Origin of the sequence: Desulforhopalus vacuolatus (assembly GCF_016918505.1) — a bacterium.
Classification (GTDB): Bacteria; Desulfobacterota; Desulfobulbia; order Desulfobulbales; family Desulfocapsaceae; genus Desulforhopalus; species Desulforhopalus vacuolatus.
Genome location: NZ_JAFFPZ010000006.1, coordinates 1 through 23,915, shown reverse-complemented (window position 1 = coordinate 23,915; position 23,915 = coordinate 1). Strand labels below are relative to the sequence as shown.

The window sequence follows — 23,915 nt, the reverse complement described above, 5'->3', positions numbered from 1 at the left end:
ATGCATTACGAAGGTACCATCTACCGCCCGCCGAGTGAAGCGAACTCCATACTTCTGCAGATCACTACCGGCTGCTCTCACAACCGCTGCACCTTTTGCGAGATGTATCGTGACAAACGTTTTACCGTCAAAGAGACAGACACCATCATGGCGGATATCAACTTCGCCGCTGCCCATTTTCCGCATCACCGCAAGCTCTTTCTCTGCGATGGCGACGCCCTCATCGTGCCACAGGCGAAGCTGGTGGAGATCCTTCGCGCCATCCGCCGCCACCTGCCTGGACTTGCCCGCGTTGCCACCTACGCCAATGTGAAATCCATACGCTTCAAGAGCGATGAAGAGCTGGCCGAACTGGTTGAACTCGGCCTGACCATGGCCTGTGTCGGACTGGAATCCGGCGACGATGTCACCCTTGCCGCAATCGACAAGGGTAACGACAGCGCGCAGGCGATCGCCCAGTGTATCCGTCTGCAGCGGGCAGGCTTTAAACTCTCCCTCACCGTACTGCTCGGCATCGCCGGTATTGCCCGCTCCGAGATCCATGCCCGGGAAACAGGGAGGGTGCTGACCGCCATTGACCCGAAATTCATCGGTGCCCTCACCCTCATGCTCACTCCGGGCACCCCGCTTTTTGCCGATGCTGAAGCTGGACGTTTTCACCTCCCTGATGCCCGTGGCGTATTGCGTGAACTGGAGATCATGTTCGAAACAACCACCCTCTCCGGTGGTCTCTTCCACGCCAACCACGCCTCAAACTATCTGCCTCTACGTGCCCGCCTGCCCCGCGACCGCGAGCGTGTACTCTCCGAAATCCGTGCCGCACTGCGGGGCGAGACGTCACTGAAATCCGAGTCGCGGCGAGGGCTGTAATACCATTTACACTTTGTATTGACCAGAGAATGCGACTACGTAGACATCTTTTTTGGTGATGACGAATGAATAATAAGGGTCCCATAATTCGTGTTTATCCGTGTCCATTCGCGATTCCTTTTGTCGTTTGTAACCACGAATGGATAAACAGGAGACAAAACGGGGTAGAACTTAACAGGAATGGTATAAGCCGCAAAAATCAAAACATATAACTCACACTGCCAGTGATCAGCAGCGCAGAGGCATTACTGAATTTCCCGTAGACCACCCCCGTGGGATCCGCTTTGTTCGTACGATCCTGTTTGTAATCATAAAGGGCCGCAAGACCGAGCTCAAGATTTTCACTCACCTTGTACTGCGCCCCAAGAGAGTAGATCCATGCGTCAGCATCCGGGACGGAGAAATCCAGCGTCGCATCATTTACCGGAGACTGATCATAGGCAAAGCCGCCCATCAGGGTCAACACGCTGCTCGCCTTCCATGTGATACCGAGGCGAAAGGCATCGGAGTCTTCCCAGTTACGCGCCACCGGTGCTTCAAAGGGATTGCCGGGGATATCGGTATGAAAATTAAAGTCAAAGGTATCGTATTCACTCCAGAAGGTACGGTCCCAGGTCAGCTCCACGTTGACACTGTCCGTCACATCATACGCCACAGAGACAGCCAGTACAGCCGGTGCCGGAATGGAAAGGTCTGCCGTGGGGCTGACCTCTGTACCCATCAGATTAAGATTGACGGTATCATCGAATTTCATATCTACATAGGAACGCCAGGTGACCGCAAGATCGAGCCCTGTCATCGGCCTTACATCCACTGCAGCATTCCAGCCCCACGACGCCTTGTCGGTATCCACGCTGCGTCCGAGTTCTGTGCCAATAACAGTGGCATCACTCTTCACTGATCCACTGGCAAGAAGCAGACGCGGACCGGCAGCGATAGAGATCCAGTCATTGAAGGTGTAGGAAACGACAGGGTTGATCTCAATGACCTCAAGAGAAAACTCCTCAACAAAGGCCTTGCCGTATCCACTCTTCCAGTGCTTGGCAAGACCGTAGGGTGCGGTCACTGAAAGGCCAAAGCGGGTGCCGCCGAAATCGGGTGAAACCATGAATCCGGTGGGGATGAAAAAATTTTCATCCTCCGACGTATCGTTGTAAGCACTGGTACGGGCATCTTCGTATTCTACAGCTGAGAGGTAGATATAGGTGAGATCCGCCTCAACCTGCCAGCGGTCTTCGAGAAAGCCCATGCGTGCCGGGTTATAGTATGCGGTATCGGCATGACTGGAGGAAGCAATATTAGCCCCTGCCTTCGCAGTGGAATCTACGGACTGCTCGGGAATCCGCCAGCCTGACGCCATGGCCCCGGCAGGACAGGCGAGAAGAGTTGCAGCGACACATAAAATGCACTTTTTCATTTGTTCTCTCGGTTGAATTATAGATTTTCTATAATAGCGTAAAAATAACTTTCCTCCACAAAGTCGAGAGAATACAAGAGTTTGTGACTCCAGGCAAGCATTTGGAAAGTTTTTTACTCCGGGAAAGTATAATTTTTTTTACGCTTAAAAAAATAAATGTGCACAAAATTCATCGCAGATTATTGTTATTTTGAAATTTATGTAACTTCTCAAAAAATCCATGAAAAGAAAGGAACCCCATGAACAGACACGGATATATCGGTCGCAAAATGCGCACCCCCGAACTCAAAGAGAAACCGGCAATTATCATCGTCAGTTTCGGCACCAGCAGTCGCAGCGAGGCGGTGCTGGATCTTTTCACCACTGCACTTGAACAACGCTGGCCGGAACATCGCATCTTCCACGCCTTCACCTCTGCTGTCATCCGCCGCAGAAGCGGGAACCCCAGTCTGCATGAAGCCCTTGCCCATGCCGAGGCGGAAAACTTCCGCCGGGTGGTAATTCAACCCCTGCAGATCTTTCCCGGCACCGAATATCAGCAGATAGCCGAAACCTGCGAATTTTTCCCCGGCCTGCGCACCTTTCTCGGCGAGACACTGATGCACCGCTGGAATTACATTGAGGAAGTTCTGAAGGTTCTGGAACAGGAGTTTCTGCCGCCCTCGACAGGACTCAACCTTCTTGCCCTGCACGGTACTCCGCTCGCGGCAGATCCTGCGAATATTGTCTACCTCGGCCTGGAACGACTCCTCCACCGCCGCTACAGCAATGTCTGCACAGCCTCCCTGGAAGGAACTCCCGACTTTACAGGACTGCGTAACGAGCTGGTGCGTGATAACGCGGCAGGCAAATTCAATGAGTTGCGCATTATCCCCCTGCTCTACTTTGCAGGGCAACACGCCGAGGATGATTTGATGGGAGAAGAGGAGACAAGCTGGTATTCCCAGTTAACGGCTATCGGTTTCGACGATGTGACGTGCCTCTCAACCACCCTTGCGGGCAGTGACTATTATAAAGGACTGGGATATTATCCCGAGATTATTGAATTTTTCCTGCAGCGGCTGGCGAGGGTGATGGGACTGGCCGAAAGGTATTAGAAATTCGCTGCTCTTTTATCTCTACGCCGAAAACGTAAAGGGCAGGGACAAAAACTTTTACCGCGAAGGACGCGAAGGTTCGCGAAGAGTAAAGACAAAAAAGGAGACAGGAAAAAGCAGAGCAACAAAACCCGAGGACGTCCGTTGTGAGATGAAACAGTTTCAAGGGAACCTTGGGAAAAACAGAACAGCGAAAGGATTTTTTTTGCCAACTAAATACGCGAAACATGCGAAAAAAAAAGGCGGCTTATATATAGAAGCTTTCGTGTTTTGAGTGTGTTTCGCTGGTCATCCAGTCTTTAGCTTTCTGCCTTTGCTTTTCCGCTTTAATTACAAAAAAGCTTTGTTCTCAAATGTTTTTCGCGTTCCTTCGCGTTCTTCGCGGTAAAAAAATTGTCTTACCGCTTTTTGCCTTTCCCTTTCTCCTTTCTCCCTTTTTTCCGTCCTTCCCGATTTTTGAGAAGTTACCCAAAAACCTCCTCAAAGTGCCGGGCAACGTCGTTGTACAGCCCGGCCTCTTTGAGAGCGCTGCGCAGCAGTTCCGGCTCGGTGAGAAAATCGGTGAGGAAGAGCAACTCCGAAACCTTCAAGTAGATGTGAAACGGTCCTTTGATGCGTCCCTCAAGCATGACATCGAGTACCGTCATCAGATTCTCTCCCTGCCAGGGCCGAAAACGCTTTGCCCGTGAGAGAGCCGTATTCACATAGCTCAGCAGCATCTTCTTCACCCCGTGGCCACTGCGGTGGCCGGGGAGAACCGTGTTGCCCTGCAGGGACGCCAGTTCAACAATGCTTCTGCAGCAGGCCCTGTAGTTGAGAAAACGCTTGTCCTTTCCCGGTTCCAGATCAAGCACCGGAGATTGAAAAATCCCATCGAGCAAGGTGTCTCCACTGACAATCCAGCCATCCCCCTCATAGACCAGATCGCTTACCGAATGGCCGGGGCAGGCGTGTACCTTCAAGCCAAAATGCTCCGGCAATTTTTTCTCCACAATATGGTACCCTGGCGGAAAATCGGCATAGATCGACTCCTCCAGATAGGCCTTGTCGAATTGTTTCAGCCAGCTCTGAGGGAAACCCACTTCAGCCATCAGCGCGGCGATCCCCCGTCGTCTCTCCTCCCGGCGGACAATCTTCAGGTGATCAGCCTGCGGCATGTAAACCGTCACCCCCTGTTCCGCCAGCCACAGGGCCTGTCCCCAGTGTTCAAGATGGCCGTGGGTAAGGATGAGATTCTTCAACCGGGAAAGGTCAACATTTTCCGTCAGAAAGCGACGGCACTCCGCCGTCGGCGGGCCGCAGTCGAAAAGGGTCAATTCACCGTCCAGCTCAGTGCTGTAGCAGTGCACCGGCCCAACAATATAGGGTGTGGGAATAGTATGGCATTGTGGTATCATGATAATTTCACAGAATGAACGTTTTTCCTTCTTCTCTACAACTGATATGAATGCCACTGACATCCGCGAAGCACAAGAACTTCTCGAACTCCCGGAGCGTGCCACCCTGAGGCAGATCAAAAGCAACTACCGCACCCTCCTCCACCGCTGGCATCCCGACACCGGCGGCAACAAAGAGGCATGTGAGGAGATGACCCGCAGAATCGTCGCCGCGCAGAAGGTTATTCTCGCCTGGTGCGAAGAGTATTCCTACTCCTTCTCTGAAGAGGAACTCTCCCGCCTGCGCAGCGATGAGGAGTGGTGGCAGCAGCGTTTTGGAAAGAATTCCCCCTGGCATAACTCCTGAGCCTTATACCAATCACATTTTTTACTGACCAGAGAACGCAAAGAACAACAGTAATTCTCTGTTTAATTTTAAAGTTTTTTGCCTTTATTCGCATGATTAGAGCTTTCCTTTGGCAAAAAGTTTTTCGCTGTTCCGTCTTTTGCTTTTCCCTGTCTCCCGTCTCCCGTCTCCTTTCTCCTTTCTCCTGTTTCCCGTCCCCCTGCCTTTACATTCGCCAATAGAAAGAGAAAATGGCATTTAGTGAGGTCACAACGTAAGAGGAATGGTATTACTCCTCCCTCATCAGCAACAGCATCGCCAGACAGACAATCCCCACCCCCGGCAATGTTGCAGACTGAGGTATGCCATGACCGAGCAGCAGGTCATAGAGCACCACCAGCGCCGGATAGGTGTAAGAGTACGCCATCACCCGCGTCGGCCCCAACACCGGTACACAGACCTGCACGAGATAGAAGGAAACGATAGTGGTAAAGATGGCGAGATAGAGAATGCCGAGCCACACCCCCGCATCAATTGACACAAGGTCCGTGTGCAGAAGTTGATGTCCTGCAGCCAGAGCCATCCACACCATACCGCTGACAAGAATCCACCAGGTGATCACCTCCATGGTGTCCTCGGCCTTAAAAAAAAGCTTGATCAGTGGAGTGTAAAGCGACATGGCGAGGCAGGCAAGTGCGAATATCTTATCCCCGTATCCCCAGTGCATGGTGAACAGTATCGACAACTGACCGTCGCACAGTACCCACAGCGCTCCCACCAGACCGAGCAGCAGCGCAGAACCGCGCCACAGGCTGATTGCCTCCCGCACCAGCAGCAGGGAAAAGAGCGAAGAAAGAGCAGGGACAAGGGTATAGATAACACTGGTGTTGAGAGCAGTAGTGTAGCGCAGGGCATAAAACATGCCAATAAAAAAACCGGTGAGGCAGAGGCTGACAATACTGCAGCGCAGCAGGGTACGCAGCGACACGGTAAAGGTGGCACGCCAGCCGAAGCGGAGAAAAATCCACGGGCAGAAAAGTGCCACCGCCACGATAAAACGGACAAGGGTAAGTACCGCCGGATCCAGCCCCCGGGTTATTTTTGCCCCCACCACAAAGGTGGAGGCGATGAGCAGGGAGGTGAAGATCGTGAGAAGATGGGCGGTGAAAAGAGAGACTCCCACAGATGCCTTACCCCGGTTCACTCAAACCGCACCTTTGTCTTTTCTACGGACGTTTTTTCTGCGGATGTTCCATGTTCCTGCGTTTTTTTGATCGTGGCCATGGCGGTGGCAATCATCGAACTGACATCGGCGGCGTTGGCAGGAATGATCATGGTATTGCTGGTCTGTGCCAGTTTGCCAAACTGGTTGATGTAGTTCTGTGCAACTTCAAGGTTGGCAGCCTCAATACCGCCGGGAGAGGCCAGGACCTCGGCCACAAGGCGCACACCCTCGGCGGTGGCTTTCGCCACCATGAGAATCTCCTGAGCCTTTCCTTCCGCCTCATTGATACGCTTCATCTTCTCCCCTTCAGAGAGGAAGATCGCCTCGCCGCGGTCACCTTCAGCGCGGTTGAGAGTCGCCTGTTTCTGCCCTTCGGAACGTGCGATCTCCGCCCGCTTCTCCCGTTCAGCCTTCATCTGTTTTTCCATCGCCTCAAGTACCGTCCGTGGCGGCTGGATATCACGAATCTCATACCGCAGCACCTTCACCCCCCAGTTGGAGGCTGCTTCATCAAGGGCCGCAACAACCTGGCCGTTGAGGCTTTCCCGCGCCTCAAAGGTATTGTCGAGAGAAATCTTGCCAATGGCGGAGCGCAGAGAGGTCTGCGCCAGCTGGGCGGTGGCGAAGTGGTAGTTGTCAATCCCGTAGGCCGAGAGTTTGGCGTTTATCACCTGCAGGTACAGTACACCGTCCACCTCAAGGGTAACGTTGTCGGCAGTTATACAGGTCTGCGCCGAGATGTCGAGGGGTTCCTCCTTCAGACTTCGCTTATACGCGACGCGATCAAGAAAAGGGAAGAGAATATGAAAACCGGCACCAAGGGTCGTACGATATTTTCCGAGTCGCTCTACAACAAACTCCGAGCGTTGCGGAACGACAACAGCGGTCTTCAACAACAGAATAATGATGGCTGCAATGATAATCAGCAGTGCGATTGTTCCTGAGGTCATGTCTTTATTCTCCTGTAGTTTCGAGAGTTGTGAGTTTACAGAACATTTCACCCGCGCAGAGGCCTGCAGAGGTTCAGGAGTTCTGCAGAGGTTCCACTTCCATAACGAGATTTTTCTGTCTGATGATGGAGACCACACTTCCCACCTCAACAGGGACGGCCGCCGTGGCACCCCAGAAGGTGCCGCCATATTTTATCTGTCCGGTTGCCGGTGGATTGATGGCAAGAGTGACGGTGGCATGAGCCCCTGGTTTCGCATGCACCACATCCTCACCACTGTCCATGGAGTCTGCATCCAATTCTGAGGGGGCAAAGAATCGCCGCATCAGCACCCCCCGCAACAGGGCGAGAAAGGCCAGCGAGGTGATAATAAAAATCAGCAGTTGCCAGACGATGGCCAGTTGTGGAAAGAAGGTGGTAATCAGTGCGGTAATCAGGGATCCCACAGCAAAGAAAAAAAGCACCAGTCCGGGCACAGCCAGTTCCAGCAGTCCGAGGGTCACACCAATTATCAACCAGTAGAGGCCGGGGTAGTCAATCATGGATTACTCTCCGTTAAAATTCAGGGTTCTTTTCTCTCATCCGCACTCTTCAAATAACGCAGAAACAGATTATACCAATCACATTTTTTACTGACCAGAGAACGCAACTGCTTGAACATAAATCTTTTTTGCAGATTACGAATGAATAAACATGAGGTAAAATTGATCTCATTGTAGAAACGTCCGTTGTGCTGGAGACGCCCAAATCGATCATCTCTACGGAAATCTTTTGCTTTTTCCTGCCTCCTGTCTCCCGTCTCCTTTCTCCCTTTTCCCGTCCCACTACCTTTAAATCCGCCAATACAAAGTGGAAATGGTATTACAGGCTGCTCTATAAACCATTTTCTTCCCGTTCTTCCCGTTCTTCCCGGGAGAAGAAGAGTCTTTTATAGAGGACTGCTTTGAAGGCAGGGGCAAGAGCTGCATAGAGCATGGAAAAGAGAATAAAAACCAGCAGCGCAAAGCTCAGCGTTCCCATCTCCGGCTTCAGCATCGACCAGACCAGTTGCGGATCCATTCCATCAGGACCGTTGAAGGCCTGCGGGTTTGTTTTCTCCATCGCCACCAGACCGGTAAAAGCCCGTGTCAGTGGACCGAAGGCGATCAGCACAGGAAGCAGCATTGGGAGATAAAAGAGACTGACAATGACACTGAAGGGCGCGAAGGAACGATGCACCGCTTTACGTGAAATCTCAAGGGATTCCCAGTAACCGACACCGTGATCTACCACCAGTGGCAGGACAAAAAAGTAGCCGAGCAACAGATAGAAACCCGGGATTATAAACAGCATGAATCCAAGAAAGATGAGACAGGTGCCAACTATCTGCGCCTTGAATAACTCCCAGCGGCAGTAGCCTGCAAAGCCGTGCAGACACATTTTTATTTGTGGGACTTCTCCACGCAGATGAAGAATGGCAAGCCAGACAAGTCCGGCGAAAAGCATACCGCCAAAACCACTGAGGACAAGATATTCTGCAAAGGTAACCGGAAAATCGGGAAGCGACAACGCCTGCAGCAGCAGCACGAATATTCCACAGAACATCCCGCTGAGAACCTGCGCCACCCCGCTGAAGAGGCCAAGCAGCATTGCGCAGACGATGGCAACCCAGAAATAATTTCTGGAAAAGCCAACACGCACCGTCTCAGAGATAACCTCCCACACGGCAAGGTTCGGTTCGGAACGAATCAGGCTCTCTGTATCAAAATCCACCACCAGCGGGTGCGGATCTCTCTTCCACGTCTCATCGGCATATCCAGAATCTTCTTCGGGCTGTACACTCTGGAGTGGAGGCGGTGCAGCTGCCCCGACGCCAGCGGCTGCCTTCTCCTCCCCGACAATAAAAGATCTGCCGCAGGCGGGGCAGGTCACACTTCGCCCGCGCAGAGAACTGTCCATCTGGCCGCTTTTCCCGCAGAATGGACAAGAGACCGATATTTTCTCCTCCGTGGTAAAGGTTGCGGCTTCAGACGTCGCCTTCGCAATAAAAGACTTGCCGCATTTTCCGCAGCGCACGGTTTTTCCCTGCAGCGAATCATCCGCCGTCCCTTTCGCCCCGCAGTACGGGCATTCCATTTTCATATTTTTTCTCAACGCTGAAAAACAGAGGGCTGCCAGAGCAGCCTCTCTAAGAAATGTAAAAAAGACCAGACGCTCTCAGCGCAGCACCCTGTCTCCATACAGTGTCTGGTAAACCACCCCGGTCAAGACAAAAAACATCGGGATCGTCCAAATGAGTCCAATTCCAAAGGGAATAGCAGAGACTGCAACCAGCACCGGCATGATGATCATCATCAGGAGAAAGATCTTGAACCAGTGACGGGTAACCATTTTACGGGACATCTCCATCGCCTCCCAGATACCGAGGCGTTGATCAACAAGAAGGGGGATGGTCATCGACCATGCCACACTGAGGTAGAGTCCAGGCAGTACGAAGAAGGCATAGCCAATACTGGACAGGAGAGCCATCACCATCACGGCGAGAAAAAGTTGCAGGAGATTCCTGAAGCCGTGACCAGCCATGGAGAAAGAAGCAGAATCTCCCGCCGCAGCCCGTACGCCGGTGTAAACCATGCCTCCAATCAGTGCGATGTTCACCATTGCGAAAAGAAAAGAAACAAACACCAGTCCGAGAGCAGGCATCAAACCAATCTGAGAATCGGCCGCAAAAAAAGCAGGATCAACAGCACTGTCAAGACCCGAGACACTCTGCACAATCATAGTTATAACATTACCAAGAAACATCGACAGCGCAAGAGCCACTCCCTCCAGGAAAAACACCAGTTTGAATCCCCGTGTCCGCCGCCAGGCACGGCCAAGTGCCCATGCAATAGTCCAGCTGTCATCCACTTCGGCCTCTTCCGGCTCATCTTCAAAGGTGCTGTCTTCCATCGCGGCACGATCAGCTGGTGAAGCAATAAATTCATCACCCTGACCATGTTCCGGCAGGACTTCACGAAAAACATCTTCTTCCTTAAGATCACTCCCGTCCGTCGGGACAGATTTCGTGAAAAGGATCTCGTCGGGAAGTGTGGCAGCTGGAAAAGATTTTGCCCCGGTCAGCAGCCTCTCCGCCGCAGGGGGTTCTTCCAGGGAAGTTCTCAGATTAATCTCTTCGAAGGAATCCGCCGGGGTATCGGCAAATCCGAAATTCTCCGGTGAATCAACCGCAGGGGCAGCATCAGACTCAGCGGTAAAGAGCCAGTGGCATTGCGGGCAGCTCACTCTGCGCCCGAGGAAACTGGAGTCGACACTCCCTTCTGTCCCGCAGTTCGGGCAGCTCACAGAAACGGTCTTCACCCATTCGGTGAGATCCGGTGTGTCCAGCTCGGGAGGGGAAACCTTGAAGCGGGCCTTACATTTCGGGCATTTCACCCGGCGACCGACGAAGGAATCCTCAACCACCCCGCTCAGATGGCAACAGGGACAGGTAATTTTCATGATAACCTCCAGATATAGGGGAACCTTTATTCATCTTTGGGTTTCTCTCTCAGGACTGTTCCAGTGCACAAATTACAGGGAACATTAAATAATCGCCCATCTTCTTTGTTACAGTCAAAAAATTATGAAATTTATATTATCAAGAAAACCCCTGCCTGGTAAAAAAATGTACTCTTTCACAGAAAAAACACTGAGAACACTGGTATTATACCGAAACTCTGCATATTATGAAACATTGCAAAAAGAAAGGTACCCGAAACAGTATCAATTTTCATAAACTTCCTGACAAGGCATCATGGAAAAAATTATCATCGCCGCCATGGCCGCAAACCGTACCATCGGCCGCAACAACACCCTTCCCTGGCATATCCCGGAGGAGTTGCAACTGTTCAAGAAGGTCACCATGGGCTCCCCAATGATTATGGGACGAAAGACTTTTGACTCCCTGCCCGGTATTCTCCCCGGACGGAGACACATCGTCCTCACCCGGAACAGCACGTTTTCCGCCGCAGGAGCAGAATGTGCGGCATCACTGGCGGAGGCAGTCACCCTTCTTGAAAAAGATAACTGTAAGCGAGCCTTTATCATCGGCGGAGCACAGGTTTTTGCAGAAGCACTCGCCGTGGCAGATTTCCTCCGGCTGACACTGCTCAGCCGTGAAGTAGAAGGAGATGTCTTCTTTCCGCCCTTTGAAGAGAATTTTATCGAGGTACGCCGAAAGGTATTTACCGGTCGGGAAGACTTTACGGTAATAGAATATCGACGGAAGGGAGAACACAGAGAAGGGAAGTGAAAAGGAAAACACCCTGCCTGAGAAAAGCAGGGTGCAGAGTCAAGGTACCCTTATTTTTTCTGGCGCGTATTATAATCGTTCAAAGCGTTATAGAAGGCACCAACCGCCAGTTCAGCGCAGTGGAAATGATTCGGCGGCAGAGTTACAAGATAGTCAGCCACTTTCTCGGGAGTAAGCGCCCAGCCGTCATCAGGATTGCGGCCCTCCATCAAAAGGGAAACCGTATTGGCAGCAGCCATAGTGTTGTTACAGCCGTCAATGCAGAAATTTACCTGCTGCAGACAGCCGTCCTGTACAGCAATAAACATCTCCACCGTATCCCCGCAATCTCCGGTCCGGGTACCATAACCATCCGGTTCTTCCAGTTTCCCGTAACGCTCAGTACGGGCGACCATTTTCTGGAAATGATCTGAATGCTGCGGGATGAAGTTTTGTAGAATTCCCATAACCCACCTCCAATATTTCAAATAGTGTTCGTGTATAAGTATTCCGTAACGATAGTCTTGAATCTAATAGTAAATTATTATCTACTATAGGAAATTATACGTTTCTATAAATCCTTAAAGATCTTCGATAAAACCGAATTTTAAAAGATTCTCCACGTATGTACTCGATAGACTCTACCGAGCTACAATATCCATGGCTGCTGTAGTACAACAGTTTACACGAATTATAGGGATTGCAGGTTCCTTTTGCTTTCAATTTTCATTATGCATGTTTTATGTATAAATACAACCGTTTAAGATAGTATTCTTGTAGTAAAAGTATCCTTATAACGTTCTACTATATATTACATTACAAATGAATCTATACGATACCACCCACCCCGCAACTCCGCACCCGAAAATCAGAGTCGGTCTGAAATTTGCTGAAAATGCCGTAGAATCGGTCCAGTATAGATTTGTCTCGGACGGGAGATCCGCTGTTGATGATCATGCATTTCCTTCCAGTGAGAGATCCAGCCCGGCATACGGCCGATGGCAAACAGCACAGTGTACATGTTGAGCGGAATACCGATGACACGCAGAAGCAGGCCTGAATAGAAATCGACATTGGGGTAGAGGTTGCGCTCAATGAAATATTGATCCTTCAGGGTATGTTCCTCCAGCTCTTTGGCAATATCGAGCAGCTCATCCTTGAGATTGAGGGCACCGAGAACCTCATCTACATGTTTTTTCAGGATACGCGCCCGCGGGTCGAAGTTTTTATAGACCCTGTGGCCGAAGCCCATCAATCGAAACTCATCTTTTTTATCTTTGGCGCGGTCAATGTAGTACTGAAGCGGCTTGCCAGAGCGTTTGATATCCTGAAGCATTTCAATTACCGCCACATTTGCCCCGCCGTGCAGCGGTCCCATCAGCGCACTCACTCCGGCGGCTACCGAACTGAAGAGATTGGCGCGGGAGCTGCCCACGACCCGCACTGTGGTGGTTGAGCAGTTCTGCTCATGGTCGGCATGAAGGATAAGGAAGAGGTTGATTGCCTTGTCGATAATCGGCGACACTTTGTACTCCACATAGGGATCAGAGAACATCATATGCAGAAAATTACCACAGTAGGTAAGGTTGGGATTCGGCTGGTTGATCGGCTTGCCGCTCGCCGTACGGTAGGCAAAGGCAGCAACGGTCCGCACCTTGGAGAGCAGCAGACTTGCGGTCTGGCCAAACTCTTCTCCAGTTGTCGGCACCTCGAGGACCTCAGGATGAAAGCAGGAAACAAGGTTCAGCATTGCCGAGAGGATCGCCATCGGCGGCGCGGTATGTGGAAGTCCGGAAAAATGGTGCTCAAGATTGGTATGAATCGGCGCATGTACCCGGATCTGGTTGCGGAAATTGAGCAGCTGGGTACGGTTGGGAAGCTCTCCATAAAGGATGAGATACGCGACCTCAACAAAACTGGCGCGCTCAGCAAGCTCCTCAATGGGGTAGCCCCGGTAGCGTAAAATACCGTTGGCCCCGTCCACGAAGGTAATATTGGAAAGGCAGGAACCGGTACTGCCGAAGCCAGGATCGAGGGTTATGCAGCCGGTGACGTCGCGAAGATGCTGAATATCAATGCACCGTTCCCCTTCAGTTCCAACAAACGTTTCAAAATTGTAACTTTTACCATCAATGGTAATCGTCGCTATCTCGTCCATGGTCAAACTCCTGTGTCCTGAATAATTATGGTTCGAAAGAGAAAGGGCTCTCCGGAATGGTACTCCGACCTGAGCTGTCTGAAACTCCTTATTATATCAGAGCGTTGGGGAAAGGGCAAACAGGAACGAGAGGAAAAGATTACAAAAAAGGAGAGAAACCTTTATTTTGAAGGTTTCTCTCCAGGAGTATGCAACTCACATTTCAAGGGATGTCAATTGATCAAATTCGCGAGTTGCAAAAGTTCTTCCGCCGTAAAGATATACTTCTGGCGGCAGAACTCACAGCGCACTTCACAGGTATCACGCTCCGTAGCAAGTTTGCGCAAATCGTCCCGGCCGAGGGAGAGGAGAGCTCCCTCCATTTTCGTATGGGAGCAGTTGCATTGATACTGCAGTTCTTTGTGGTGAATTGTCCGGTGGGGAACCGCCTTGAAAATACGCGAAAGAATCTCCCCGGGAGCCACACTGCCAGCCAGCAGGGTCGAGAGCGGCGGTAGTGCGGAAATTCCTTTTTCAAGGCTGGAGAGATGTGCGTCCTCTGCCGGTGGCAGTGACTGAATAAGAAAGCCCCCCGCAGCCGCCACAGTCCCGTCCGGCAACAGGGAAACCGTAACCCCAACCGTAGAAGGCGTCTGCTCGGACTGCGCAAGATACCACGCAATATCCTCACCAATCGTACTGCTCCGCAGCGGAATGGTCCCGGGATAGATTTGGCTGACGGAAATGGTTTTCGTCACCGTCAACACTCCCGCGTGGCCCACACCACCCGCCACATCAAGCTCTCCGCCGATCAGTGGAAGCTCGGCATGGGGCTCAGCGACAAAGCCGCGCACCCAGCCGTCATAGCCCGCCTCAGCAAGGATCTTCTTCAGCGGACCGTTGCCCTCAAACCTGAGCAGCAGACTCTGGCCGTCCTTCATCAGGGCGGCAAGCAGCGCCGCACCAGTCAGTGCCCGCCCCAGAGCTGCCGCGGCGAGGGGGCCGACGTCGTGACGCCGACACCCCTCATTTACCAGTTCCGTGGTATTGCAGGCCACGCCGAAAAATCGTCCATTTTCGGCGATGACCCTCTCTATACAGTCTACCATCTTATGCCATTCCTGTTACGTTATGCCCCGTTTTGTATCCTGTTTATCCATTCGTGGTTACAAACTGCAAAAGGAACCACGAATGGACACGAATAAACACGAATTATTACTCATTCGTCATCACCAAAAAAGATGTCTACGCAGTCGCGTTCTCTGGTTAATACAAAGTGTAAATGATATAATATACCTGCGCTAAATTTCCCCCTGTACTTCAAAATCTTTTGCCTTTATTCGCATGTTTAGAGCTTTCCTTTGGCAAAAAGTTTTTCGCTGTTCCGTCTTTTGCTTTCCCTGTCTCCCGTCTCCTTTCTCCTGTTTCCCGTCCCCCTGCCTTTACATTCGCCAATAGAAAGTGAAAATGGCATTGGGTAAGGTCACAACTTAAGAGGAATGGTATTATACTCCAAAAGAATCGGCAAGCAATTCCATAGTGTGAACACAGCGTATCGTTTCATCCTGCTTGCCCAGCGCTCCACCGATCATCATCATACAGCCGGGACAGTCCACTGCCACCGTTTTCACAGCGGTGTTGCGGATATTTTCCACCTTGTCAGCAGTAATCTGTTTCGAGATCTGCGGATGGGTGAGGAAGGAGTAGGTACCACCGAATCCGCAGCAGCGGTCGGAGTTCGCCATCTCTTTGACGGTATAGCCGGCACTTTCGAGCAGTGCCCGCGGCTCCGCGAAAACGCCACTGCCCCGCTTGAGATGGCAGGAGTCGTGATAGGTTACAGCCTCGCTGCCCTGCAGATTCATCGCCTTCAGTTTTTCAGAAGCGTGCAGTACATTTTCCAGAAAAGCGGAAGCGTCGAGAACCTTCGCACCAATGACCTTCGCCTTCTCCGCCCATTCCGGTTCATCTTTCAGCCGTTCAGCGAAATCACGCCTCACACCCATCGTACAGGTAGGACAAATGGAGAGGATATAGTCTACATCCACGTCGCAAAAAGCCTTTACGCTCTGCCGCGCCAGATCTTTCCCGGTCTCAGTATCACCGGAATACAGGGCCGGAATCCCACAGCAGTTCTGCCCCTGCGGGAAGACGACTTTTACCCCGAGACGATTGAGCACTTTCACCATCTTCACCCCGACCTCGGGATAAACAAAGTCCCCGCCGCAGCCAACAAAGAAGCCGACTGTGCAGATAGGATTTTTTACCTTTTGTTCAAGGGTCTTAAAGAGATCACGGAAGGATCTGGGAGCAATGGCCGGCAAATCCCGCCAGCCGGTGATATCTTTCTCCATGAAGTGCATCGGCAGGTGTCGGATAACCCGACGCTCAGAAGGTGAACTCCCCTTCTGCGTTACCGGTCCCTGCAGCCTGGAAGCCGCCTTGATCATGGTGTGGAAGAGGTTGCGATTCTTCATTACCGCCCTGAAGGCAACGTTTTTGACCGTGCCCATACCGTATTTCTCAGTCACCTCGTGACGCAGTTTGAGGATAATTTCCTCAAGGTCGATATTTACCGGACAGACCGCAGAACAGGAACGACAGCCGATACAGGCGCGGACAAGGGGTTCAGCCTTCTCCAGCCCCTCGTAAAAGGCGGTGAGGATGACACCAATGGCGGAGATATAGACAGATCCAAAGACATGGCCACCGACGGTCTGGTAGACCGGGCAGACATTGGCACAGGCACCGCACTGGATACAGCGCAGGGCATCACGGCAGGCCTCTGATTCATAGAGGGTGCTGCGGCCGCCGTCAATGAGAACGATGTGCTGCTCCTTCGTTCCCCCATCGCAGGGAACAGCTCCTCGAATCCACGTTATATAGGAGGTGAGCAACTGAGCAGTGGCATTGCGCGGCAGCAGGCGGGTTATCTTGATGGCATCTTCCATGTTGCGCACCAGTTTGTGAATACCGGCAAAAACCACGTGGACCTTCGGCAAAGTGGAACAAAGTCGGGCGTTCCCCTCATTGGTCACCAGTCCGATACCTCCGGTGTTGGCAACGAGGAAATTTGCCCCGGTGAGACCTATGTCGGCACGGAAATATTCGTCACGCAGTCGTTTGCGGGAATATTCGACCAGCGGTTTGATTTCCGGTGCCAGTGTCTTGCCGGCATCTTTGGAGAAAAGGGCGGAGACCTCCTCTTTCACCAGGTGGATGGCAGGCATGACAAGGTGACTCGGACGCTGCCCGGCGAGCTGAAGAATCCACTCACCAAGGTCTGTCTCTACAGACTCAATTCCCGCAGCAGCCATTGCCCTGTTGAAGTGTGCCTCTTCAGAGACCATTGATTTTGATTTGGCAATCGTCTTCGCGCCCTTCTTCCGGGCAAGACTGGCAACATAATCGTTGGCCTCTTTCGTATCCTTCGCAATAAAGACCGTGGAACCGGCTGCCTCGGCATTTTTGATGAATTCGGCAAGCAGCGCCTTCCGGTTTACCCGCACGTCATCCTTGATTGCTCCAAGCTCTTCGCGCATGGCCTGAAAATCGAGGCCGGCAAACGCCTTTTCCCGGGCAACGAGGTAACCGTCACCGAAGGTATGGAGTGTCTCACTCAGTCGGGTGTTGGCAAGTGCCTTCTCAACATTTTCCTTGAAACTCATATCATTCATTCCGCTCTCCTCAATTTTCCATGAAATCGCTCGAAATTCCCTCTATCAACAACACATGTACCTCACGCGGACCGTGGGCGCCGATGGTCAGCACCCGCTCAATATCAGCGGTACGGCTCGGCCCGCTGATATAGGCGACATAGCGAGGCTCGTGGCCGCTGTGCAGGGCGGTCATCGCCTCCACAGCGCCAAGTCCGTCGGCAACGATGGTGACGGGGTCAACAATAACAAAATATTTCTCAGGAATGGTGGTCGCCAGCCGAACCTCTTCCGGGGTTGAATCGAGCACAATCGTACCACTCTCGCCAATGGCAAAATTACTGAAGGTGACCCCCCCCGCAGGCAGGTGACCAGCCTCGCGAAAACTGCCTTCATGGAGAGTCACTCCGGTATCCTGCAGCAGAGACTTCAGCCCGAACCTGGTGCAAAGCGTTGAGTCGGGCACAAGCAGAGGTCCTTCAGTTTTTTCTTTAATATATTTTGCAGCCTCTTTGAGATCCTGCAGTGCAACAACTTCACATCCCACCAGGGTCGCCTTTTCCATATAAAGCGATTTTAATTCCTCAAACATTTTCAACCTCCTGAATTAATAGGAAACTCATTCTATATTTTTGGGTATCAAAGCTCCGGGACACCTGCGGGGATGAGACAGATAAAAACGAATTCTTCGTTAGTGGTGTTCATCAGCTGATGCACCTCGCCCCCGGGAACAAAGATCGCTGTACCGGCTGCAACCTCCTGCCATTCTCCGTCAAGGAAGATCTTGCCGCTGCCGGCGTGAACAAAAATCTCATGCTCCCATTCATGACTGTGACGTGGTGTAAAGCCATCAGGTCCAAGAGTAAACACCCGCATGCAAAAGTGATCGGCACCGTCATCCTTCCCGATAAGCACCCTCCCCTTCACCGCCTTTGCAGATTCGTTGTTTATCAAAACCGGCTCGATTTCTGTGTATTTGATGATTTTCATTTTCCTTCCTCTTTTTTTTTAGCTGTTAACGATATTTTTTTTTCACCTTTAAAGTGCATGCAAGACAACGATTGGACCATTTTTCATACCTCGAATTCACAAAAAAAAACAAAAAAAACGCCATTGAACACGTAATAGCCCTATGCTTTTCAGGTTTTTTATGGAACCATAGCATGCTCATTTCTCGTTTGACCCATATCAATAATTCAGGTATTTTGATTCAATATATTTGTTTATAAGATTCAATATATTTGCTCAGAGAGATGCTCAATGGTACGGTTTTCTTTCTGTAATTTCGGCGTGATGTACACAATCGACATCCCTGCCATTCAGAAAGAGAATCCATCAAACAACCTGTAAGGAGACCTGATGACAAACGCAACAATGTTGTGGAACCGCCTCTGGAACTGGCACGATGAGACCAAAGCGCTGGTTCTGTTCCGACCGAAAAGCATGGTGCAGCACTATATCAAGAATCAGAAAAGCGAAACTGGCGAAGAACAGGAAAAAAATGCACAGTTCTCAGAAGAAATTTCTTCTGCCCCGGCGGAACACACCGGCCGGTTAAAAAGCAGTCCCGATGGCATGAATGAAGAAGGTCCAAGGAGATATACCCTGCGACAGAGGGTAAGCCTTATTCTTGGACCGGCGCTGTTTCTGCTCATGATTTTCCTCCCCACTCCGGAAGGCATGTCCATCCCCGCCCAGCGAATGGCCGCCGTAGCACTGTTGATGGCCGTCTGGTGGATGGGAGAGGCAATTCCCATCCCCGCCACCTCACTGATTCCCATCACCGCCTTTCCGCTGCTCGGAATCATGGGGACCAAACAAGCCACAGCCCCCTATGCATCGCACCTCATTTTTCTCTTCATGGGCGGCTTTATTATCGCCCTCGCGATGCAGCGCTGGAACCTCCATCGCCGCATCGCCATGAATATCGTAAAAGTAGTGGGATTCTCACCTGGAAGACTGATTTTTGGTTTTATGGTCGCCACAGCCGTGCTCTCCGCCTTTGTCTCCAACACAGCTACCACCGTTATGATGATGCCCATCGGTCTCGCCATTATCGCCCACGTAGTCGCGGAGGGAAAACGAGCCGGACTGGATAAAGAAATAGACTTTTCACCGGAGCGTTTCGCCTTCGGCCTCAACCTGATGCTCGGCATCGCCTACGCCGCCTCCATCGGCGGCATCGCTACTCTCATCGGCACCCCGCCGAACACCGTCCTTGCCGGATACCTGCAGAAGACCTATGGCTATGAGATCAGCTTTGCCGGGTGGATGAAGGTTGGTATCCCGCTGGTGGTTATCTTTCTGCCCATCTGCTGGTTATGGCTGACGAAAATCATCAACCCGATGAAATTGAAAAAGGTTCCTGGAGGACGCAACCTCATCAATCAGGAGCTCAAAGATATGGGAGCAATGAGCTCTGGTGAAATCGCCACTGCCATCGTCTTCGGTCTCACAGCTCTTGGCTGGATTTTCCGGGCAAAGCTGGGGGCCCTCGGCCTTTTCGATCCCAAAATGGTAACTGACGCGGCCATTGGCATGACCGGTGCCCTTATCCTCTTTCTCATTCCGCTCGACCTGAAAAAGAATATTTTTGTCATGAACTGGCACTGGGCACAGAAAATGCCCTGGGGAGTGCTTATTCTCTTCGGTGGCGGTCTCTCCATGGCGGCCGGCTTCAACGTAACCGGACTGGCGGTGTGGATCGGTTCACAGGTCAGTCTGCTTGAGGCTGCACCGATCCTGGTGCTCATTTTTGCCGTTACCACACTGATTATCTTCCTTACCGAGCTTACCTCCAATACCGCTACCTCAGCAATGATCATGCCGATCCTCTCGGCGGTAGCCATTGGTCTTGGACAAAATCCGCTCCTGCTGATTGTTCCGGCAGCCGTCGCCTCCTCCTGCGCCTTCATGCTGCCGGTAGCAACCCCGCCAAACGCCATTATTTTCGGCTCGGGTTATGTTACCATTCCGCAGATGGTACGCAGTGGTTTCGGCTTGAATATCATCGGAATTTTCCTCACGGTTCTCCTCACCTACCTCATTGTAGTACCAACCTTTGGGATTGATTTCGGAGTTATCCCCGCCTGGGTAACCGCCCAGATGTAAAAAGAGGTTCCCACAGAAGAAGCACAAAAAAGCCCCGCCGGTTTTTCCGGCGGGGCTTTTTCTGTTCACTGCGGAACCAACGGAAAAGGGGAGAAAAGGGGAGAAAAGGGAGGCAGGAGACGGGAGACGGGAGAAAGGGAAAAGCAAAAGGCGGAAAGACAATTTTTTACCGCGAAGAACGCAAAGAACGCGAAGGAAAGCGAAAAGTAAAATAAAAACAGATAGTTACAGTTTAACTATGTTACTTTGGTCGATGAACCATGTATACCATTTACATTTTGTATTGACTAGAGAACGCAACTGCGTGGACATATTTTGGGGTGATTACGAATGGATAAACAGGATGTAAAAGTAATCGCAATGGTGAGAACGGTGGCATTCATCATCATTGGTGAAAAATTGGCACAACAGTGATTCCAGCAATGATGTAGAGACAAGACATGCCTTGTCTACACGGTGACGGTAAACGTAACGATAACGGTGGAATGACACAACCATTGGTGGAATAAACTGGTAGCAATTTCCAGAATTATTAAGAGCAGATACAACCGGGATTGGACCTCCTTAAACGAGGCATAACTTAATAGGAATGGTATTATATCTTTACTCTTCGCGTTCTTCGTGTCCTTCGCGGTGAAATTCTTTGTCTTTTGCTTTTTCCTGTCTCCCGTCTCCCGTCTCCTGTCTCCCTTCTTGTCTTTGTTTTTTCCAGAACTTTTTGAGAAGTTGCAACAGGCACCTTGAAGTTCCTGGTAATCCTTGATATTTCAGAATATCCCCGTAGAATACGGCGAACCATCGGCAGGGATAAGCCCGCCGGACTACAATTACATCGCAGAGTAAAAATGAAATACATTATCTACATTCTCTTTTTCACCAGTCTTCTTTCCATCGGCATCGCTGCCCTGACCGAAGCCAATTCCAGCACAAAGGACAGCGACGGTTTCGGCCTTGAGTCAACACCTTCTTCCATTGAAGAAATGCTTGTGAAATAAGGGCAGCATACCAATTACATTTTTTACTGACCAGAGAACGCGACTGCGTGGACAAAGAGAAAAAGGAGACAGGAGAAAGGAGGCAGGAAAAAGCAAGACAACAAAACTCGATAACATTCGTTGTGGGATGAAACGGCTGAAGGTGTTCTTATGAAAGACAGAACAGCGAAAAGATTTTTTCCTTCCTTCGCGTTCTTCGCGGTAAAAAATTGTCTTATACCATTTACACTTTGTATTAACCAGAGAACGCAAAGAGTAAAGATAGAATAACAGCAATTCTCTGTTTAATTTTTAAATCTTTTTTAAAGTTTTTTGCCTTTATTCGCATGTTTCGAGCTTTTATTCGTTGGCAAAAAGTTTTTCGCTGTTCCGTCTTTTGCTTTTCCCTGTCTCCCGTCTCCTTTCTCCTTTCTCCCTTCTCCCTCTACTTCTTTCCGACTTCATACTCTTCAAGACGAACCCTCTGGTGGAAAAACGGGCGGAACTCGTCCTGCCGGTGACTGATATAGAAAAGCGTGGAAAGCTTTTCCTCTGCAGCCTTCTCGAGAAACTGCAGCAGCAGTTCGCGATTGTCGTCATCCAGCCCCTGGGTCGGCTCATCAAGCATCAACAGCTTCGGTCCCTTCACCAGTGCTCTGGCAATGAGGGTCAACCTCTGTTCACCATAACTGAGCTGAGAAAAGGGAAGATCCGCCACGTCCGCCAGCCCGGCCCAGGCAAGCCAGCGGCGGGCGGTTTCATGTTCCCGGCGGGTCGCCCGGGTATAGAGACCAATGGAGTCATACAACCCGGAGAGTACCACATGCAGCGCCGTTCCCACCCCGTGGTGGCTGCGGTGGAGCGCAGGGGAGACAATGCCCATCTGCTTCTTTATCTCCCAGATAGACTCGCCGCTGCCCCGCTTTTTGCCGAAGATACGCAGCTCATTGCTGTAGCATTTGGGATTGTCACCGGTGAGGATATCAAGAAGAGTTGATTTTCCACAGCCGTTGTGACCGGTGACGAGGGTGTGGTCGCCACTGCACACGGTAAGGTTCAATCCGGTGAAGAGGGCTTTCCCGCCATAACCGGCAAAACCATCCACGAGGGATATCAGCTCTTCGCCATCCTCTGCGGCCCCGATAAACTCCGGTGCAGCTTCTCCCACCACCTTTTCTCCGGTAACGATGGCACTGCGGGCAGCAGTCATCTCACCGGCAGCCACCATCCCGCCACCCTCAATCACCGCAAGATGACTGCACCATTCCGGCACATCCACCCTCGCGCTCACAAAGATAAATACCCCGCGTCCTTCTCCGATGACCGCCTGCAGTGTCTCATCAAGCACCCTGCGACTCTCGTCATCCAGCCCGTCATAGGGATTCTGTAATACGAGAACCTCCGCCCCGCCAAGAACCTCCATAAGCAGAATCAGCTTGCGATTCTGCCCGGAACTGAGCTGGCGGTAGCCGGTATTGAGACAACGCTCCATATCCAGCGCCTGTAAAAGTGGAAGATGCTGTTCCCAGTCAGGGAGAAATTTTCGGACGAGGGTCCCGGGATCAAGCTTATTCATGAAATCGCTGTCATCATTCCGCAACTCTTCCTCAAACATCTCCTGCTGACGACGGAAACTGAGGATGCCCATCTCCGGCAATTCCAGCCGCGAAACGGAATACTCTTCAAGGTCTCCACTGAAGAGGTGCAACAGCACCTCTGCACCGGAACGGTTTCCTCCCTGAATGCACCAGCTTTCTCCGCACTGAGGCGCAAAATGGTTGAAACTCAGCCCGGGATGAGAAAAATTTTCAATAATCATGAGGACAGCACTCTCTTTTCAGTATTTTATTCATTCGGCAGGTAATTATACCATTTACATTTTTGTATTGACCAGAAAAGCAACTTCGTGAAAATCTTTTGCTTTTTCCTTTCTCCCTTTCCCGTCCCTGCCTTTGAATCCGCCAATACAAGATGTAATACCATTCCTATTAAGTTGTAACCCGTTTTGCATCCTGTTTATCCATTCGTGGTTACAAACGACAAAAGGAACCACGAATGGACACGAATAAACACGAATTATTACTGAAAAAACCATAAGAGAATGCCCTTGTGGTTGCTTTGAGGTAATTGATGTTTTCCGTGTCCTTCCGTGTTTTCCGTGGTAGCAAACTACATGAGTATTGTGGCAATGTATTGTTTCTGCTTATCGATCCATCTGGAGCAGGGGCTGTTCTCATGCTCTTGGTAAACCACGGATAAACACGAATTATTACCAGTAGTGTCCGGTTAAGATTTTGCATGTAGAAAAAATAAATTACAAGGAGAAGTTTTTTTCTTGACAAATAAGTGAAATTCCGAGTTTGCCCTCCTTAAAAGACTAATCTTCTAAGGAGGTTACGATGGATTTTGTAACTTTTCGCTCCCGGCGATATGCTGTCCCATCACAAACACACTTACTCAAACCAACAAAGCAGGCCTTGGTCAATGCACCACCGCTTCGATCAA

At 51.0% G+C, this 23,915-nt stretch carries 20 protein-coding genes; 6 read left to right on the top strand and 14 right to left on the bottom strand.

What is annotated here, in order from left to right; genetic code table 11:
* Nucleotides 1–870, top strand: a complete 870-nt coding sequence (locus JWG39_RS05495) for a radical SAM protein (protein WP_205218380.1) — start codon at nt 1–3, stop codon at nt 868–870.
* 199 nt (nt 871–1,069) lie between these two features.
* On the opposite strand, the gene JWG39_RS05490 is transcribed toward JWG39_RS05495, so the two are convergent.
* Nucleotides 1,070–2,287, bottom strand: a complete 1,218-nt coding sequence (locus tag JWG39_RS05490; RefSeq protein WP_205218379.1) for an OmpP1/FadL family transporter — start codon at nt 2,285–2,287, stop codon at nt 1,070–1,072.
* Nucleotides 2,288–2,526: 239 nt separating this feature from the next.
* On the opposite strand from JWG39_RS05490, the gene JWG39_RS05485 reads away from it, so the two are divergent.
* The gene (locus JWG39_RS05485; RefSeq protein ID WP_205218378.1) at nt 2,527–3,384 is read left to right on the top strand and encodes a sirohydrochlorin cobaltochelatase; all 858 of its coding nucleotides are present in this window, start codon (nt 2,527–2,529) and stop codon (nt 3,382–3,384) included.
* A 464-nt stretch (nt 3,385–3,848) separates the two neighbouring features.
* On the opposite strand, the gene JWG39_RS05480 is transcribed toward JWG39_RS05485, so the two are convergent.
* Nucleotides 3,849–4,781, bottom strand: coding sequence for an MBL fold metallo-hydrolase (locus JWG39_RS05480; protein WP_205218377.1), 933 nt, complete (start codon nt 4,779–4,781; stop codon nt 3,849–3,851).
* Here JWG39_RS05480 and JWG39_RS05475 point away from each other — a divergent pair.
* Nucleotides 4,780–5,127: a J domain-containing protein gene (locus JWG39_RS05475; protein WP_240192008.1), complete on the top strand. Its 348-nt coding sequence runs from the start codon at nt 4,780–4,782 to the stop codon at nt 5,125–5,127. The genes JWG39_RS05480 and JWG39_RS05475 overlap by 2 nt on opposite strands.
* A 268-nt stretch (nt 5,128–5,395) precedes the next feature.
* Here the strand turns inward: JWG39_RS05475 and JWG39_RS16915 are convergent, their stop codons facing one another.
* The 5 genes from JWG39_RS16915 to JWG39_RS05450 form a co-directional block, all read right to left on the bottom strand.
* Complete coding sequence (locus JWG39_RS16915; RefSeq protein WP_205218376.1) at nt 5,396–6,310, bottom strand: EamA family transporter; 915 nt, start codon at nt 6,308–6,310, stop codon at nt 5,396–5,398.
* Nucleotides 6,307–7,281 carry an SPFH domain-containing protein gene (locus JWG39_RS05465; protein WP_205218375.1) on the bottom strand — a complete coding sequence of 325 codons (975 nt, stop codon included), beginning with the start codon at nt 7,279–7,281 and terminating at the stop codon, nt 6,307–6,309. Before JWG39_RS05465 ends, JWG39_RS16915 begins: the two co-directional genes overlap by 4 nt.
* A gap of 73 nt (nt 7,282–7,354) precedes the next feature.
* The gene (locus JWG39_RS05460) at nt 7,355–7,822 is read right to left on the bottom strand and encodes an NfeD family protein (protein ID WP_205218374.1); all 468 of its coding nucleotides are present in this window, start codon (nt 7,820–7,822) and stop codon (nt 7,355–7,357) included.
* 331 nt (nt 7,823–8,153) lie between these two features.
* The gene (locus tag JWG39_RS05455; RefSeq protein ID WP_205218373.1) at nt 8,154–9,401 is read right to left on the bottom strand and encodes a zinc ribbon domain-containing protein; all 1,248 of its coding nucleotides are present in this window, start codon (nt 9,399–9,401) and stop codon (nt 8,154–8,156) included.
* A gap of 75 nt (nt 9,402–9,476) precedes the next feature.
* On the bottom strand, nt 9,477–10,760 hold the full coding sequence (locus JWG39_RS05450; protein ID WP_205218372.1) for a hypothetical protein: 1,284 nt from the start codon (nt 10,758–10,760) through the stop codon (nt 9,477–9,479).
* A gap of 295 nt (nt 10,761–11,055) precedes the next feature.
* Here JWG39_RS05450 and JWG39_RS05445 point away from each other — a divergent pair, with 295 nt between their 5' ends.
* Nucleotides 11,056–11,553 (top strand): dihydrofolate reductase, encoded by a 498-nt coding sequence (locus JWG39_RS05445; RefSeq protein WP_205218371.1) that lies wholly within the window; start codon nt 11,056–11,058, stop codon nt 11,551–11,553.
* 50 nt (nt 11,554–11,603) lie between these two features.
* Here the strand turns inward: JWG39_RS05445 and JWG39_RS05440 are convergent, their stop codons facing one another.
* The 6 genes from JWG39_RS05440 to JWG39_RS05415 all read right to left on the bottom strand — a co-directional run bounded on the left by JWG39_RS05440 (nt 11,604) and on the right by JWG39_RS05415 (nt 18,315).
* Nucleotides 11,604–11,999: an iron-sulfur cluster assembly scaffold protein gene (locus JWG39_RS05440; protein WP_205218370.1), complete on the bottom strand. Its 396-nt coding sequence runs from the start codon at nt 11,997–11,999 to the stop codon at nt 11,604–11,606.
* A gap of 401 nt (nt 12,000–12,400) precedes the next feature.
* On the bottom strand, nt 12,401–13,690 hold the full coding sequence (locus JWG39_RS05435; protein ID WP_205218369.1) for a citrate synthase: 1,290 nt from the start codon (nt 13,688–13,690) through the stop codon (nt 12,401–12,403).
* A gap of 212 nt (nt 13,691–13,902) precedes the next feature.
* Nucleotides 13,903–14,778 (bottom strand): Hsp33 family molecular chaperone HslO, encoded by an 876-nt coding sequence (gene hslO / locus JWG39_RS05430; RefSeq protein WP_205218368.1) that lies wholly within the window; start codon nt 14,776–14,778, stop codon nt 13,903–13,905.
* A gap of 396 nt (nt 14,779–15,174) precedes the next feature.
* The gene (gene ldhH / locus JWG39_RS05425) at nt 15,175–17,346 is read right to left on the bottom strand and encodes an L-lactate dehydrogenase (quinone) large subunit LdhH (protein WP_205218367.1); all 2,172 of its coding nucleotides are present in this window, start codon (nt 17,344–17,346) and stop codon (nt 15,175–15,177) included.
* A gap of 10 nt (nt 17,347–17,356) precedes the next feature.
* Nucleotides 17,357–17,917, bottom strand: coding sequence for a LutC/YkgG family protein (locus tag JWG39_RS05420; RefSeq protein ID WP_205218366.1), 561 nt, complete (start codon nt 17,915–17,917; stop codon nt 17,357–17,359).
* 47 nt (nt 17,918–17,964) lie between these two features.
* Nucleotides 17,965–18,315 (bottom strand): cupin domain-containing protein, encoded by a 351-nt coding sequence (locus tag JWG39_RS05415; protein ID WP_205218365.1) that lies wholly within the window; start codon nt 18,313–18,315, stop codon nt 17,965–17,967.
* 369 nt (nt 18,316–18,684) lie between these two features.
* Between JWG39_RS05415 and JWG39_RS05410 the strand changes: the two genes are divergently transcribed.
* Together JWG39_RS05410 and JWG39_RS05405 are read left to right on the top strand one after the other, a co-directional pair.
* Nucleotides 18,685–20,436: an SLC13 family permease gene (locus JWG39_RS05410; RefSeq protein ID WP_205218364.1), complete on the top strand. Its 1,752-nt coding sequence runs from the start codon at nt 18,685–18,687 to the stop codon at nt 20,434–20,436.
* Between the two features lie 740 nt (nt 20,437–21,176).
* Nucleotides 21,177–21,431, top strand: a complete 255-nt coding sequence (locus JWG39_RS05405; RefSeq protein ID WP_205218363.1) for a hypothetical protein — start codon at nt 21,177–21,179, stop codon at nt 21,429–21,431.
* 424 nt (nt 21,432–21,855) lie between these two features.
* Here JWG39_RS05405 and JWG39_RS05400 read toward each other — a convergent pair whose 3' ends face one another.
* Complete coding sequence (locus tag JWG39_RS05400; RefSeq protein ID WP_205218362.1) at nt 21,856–23,229, bottom strand: ATP-binding cassette domain-containing protein; 1,374 nt, start codon at nt 23,227–23,229, stop codon at nt 21,856–21,858.
* Nucleotides 23,230–23,915: the final 686 nt, after the last annotated feature.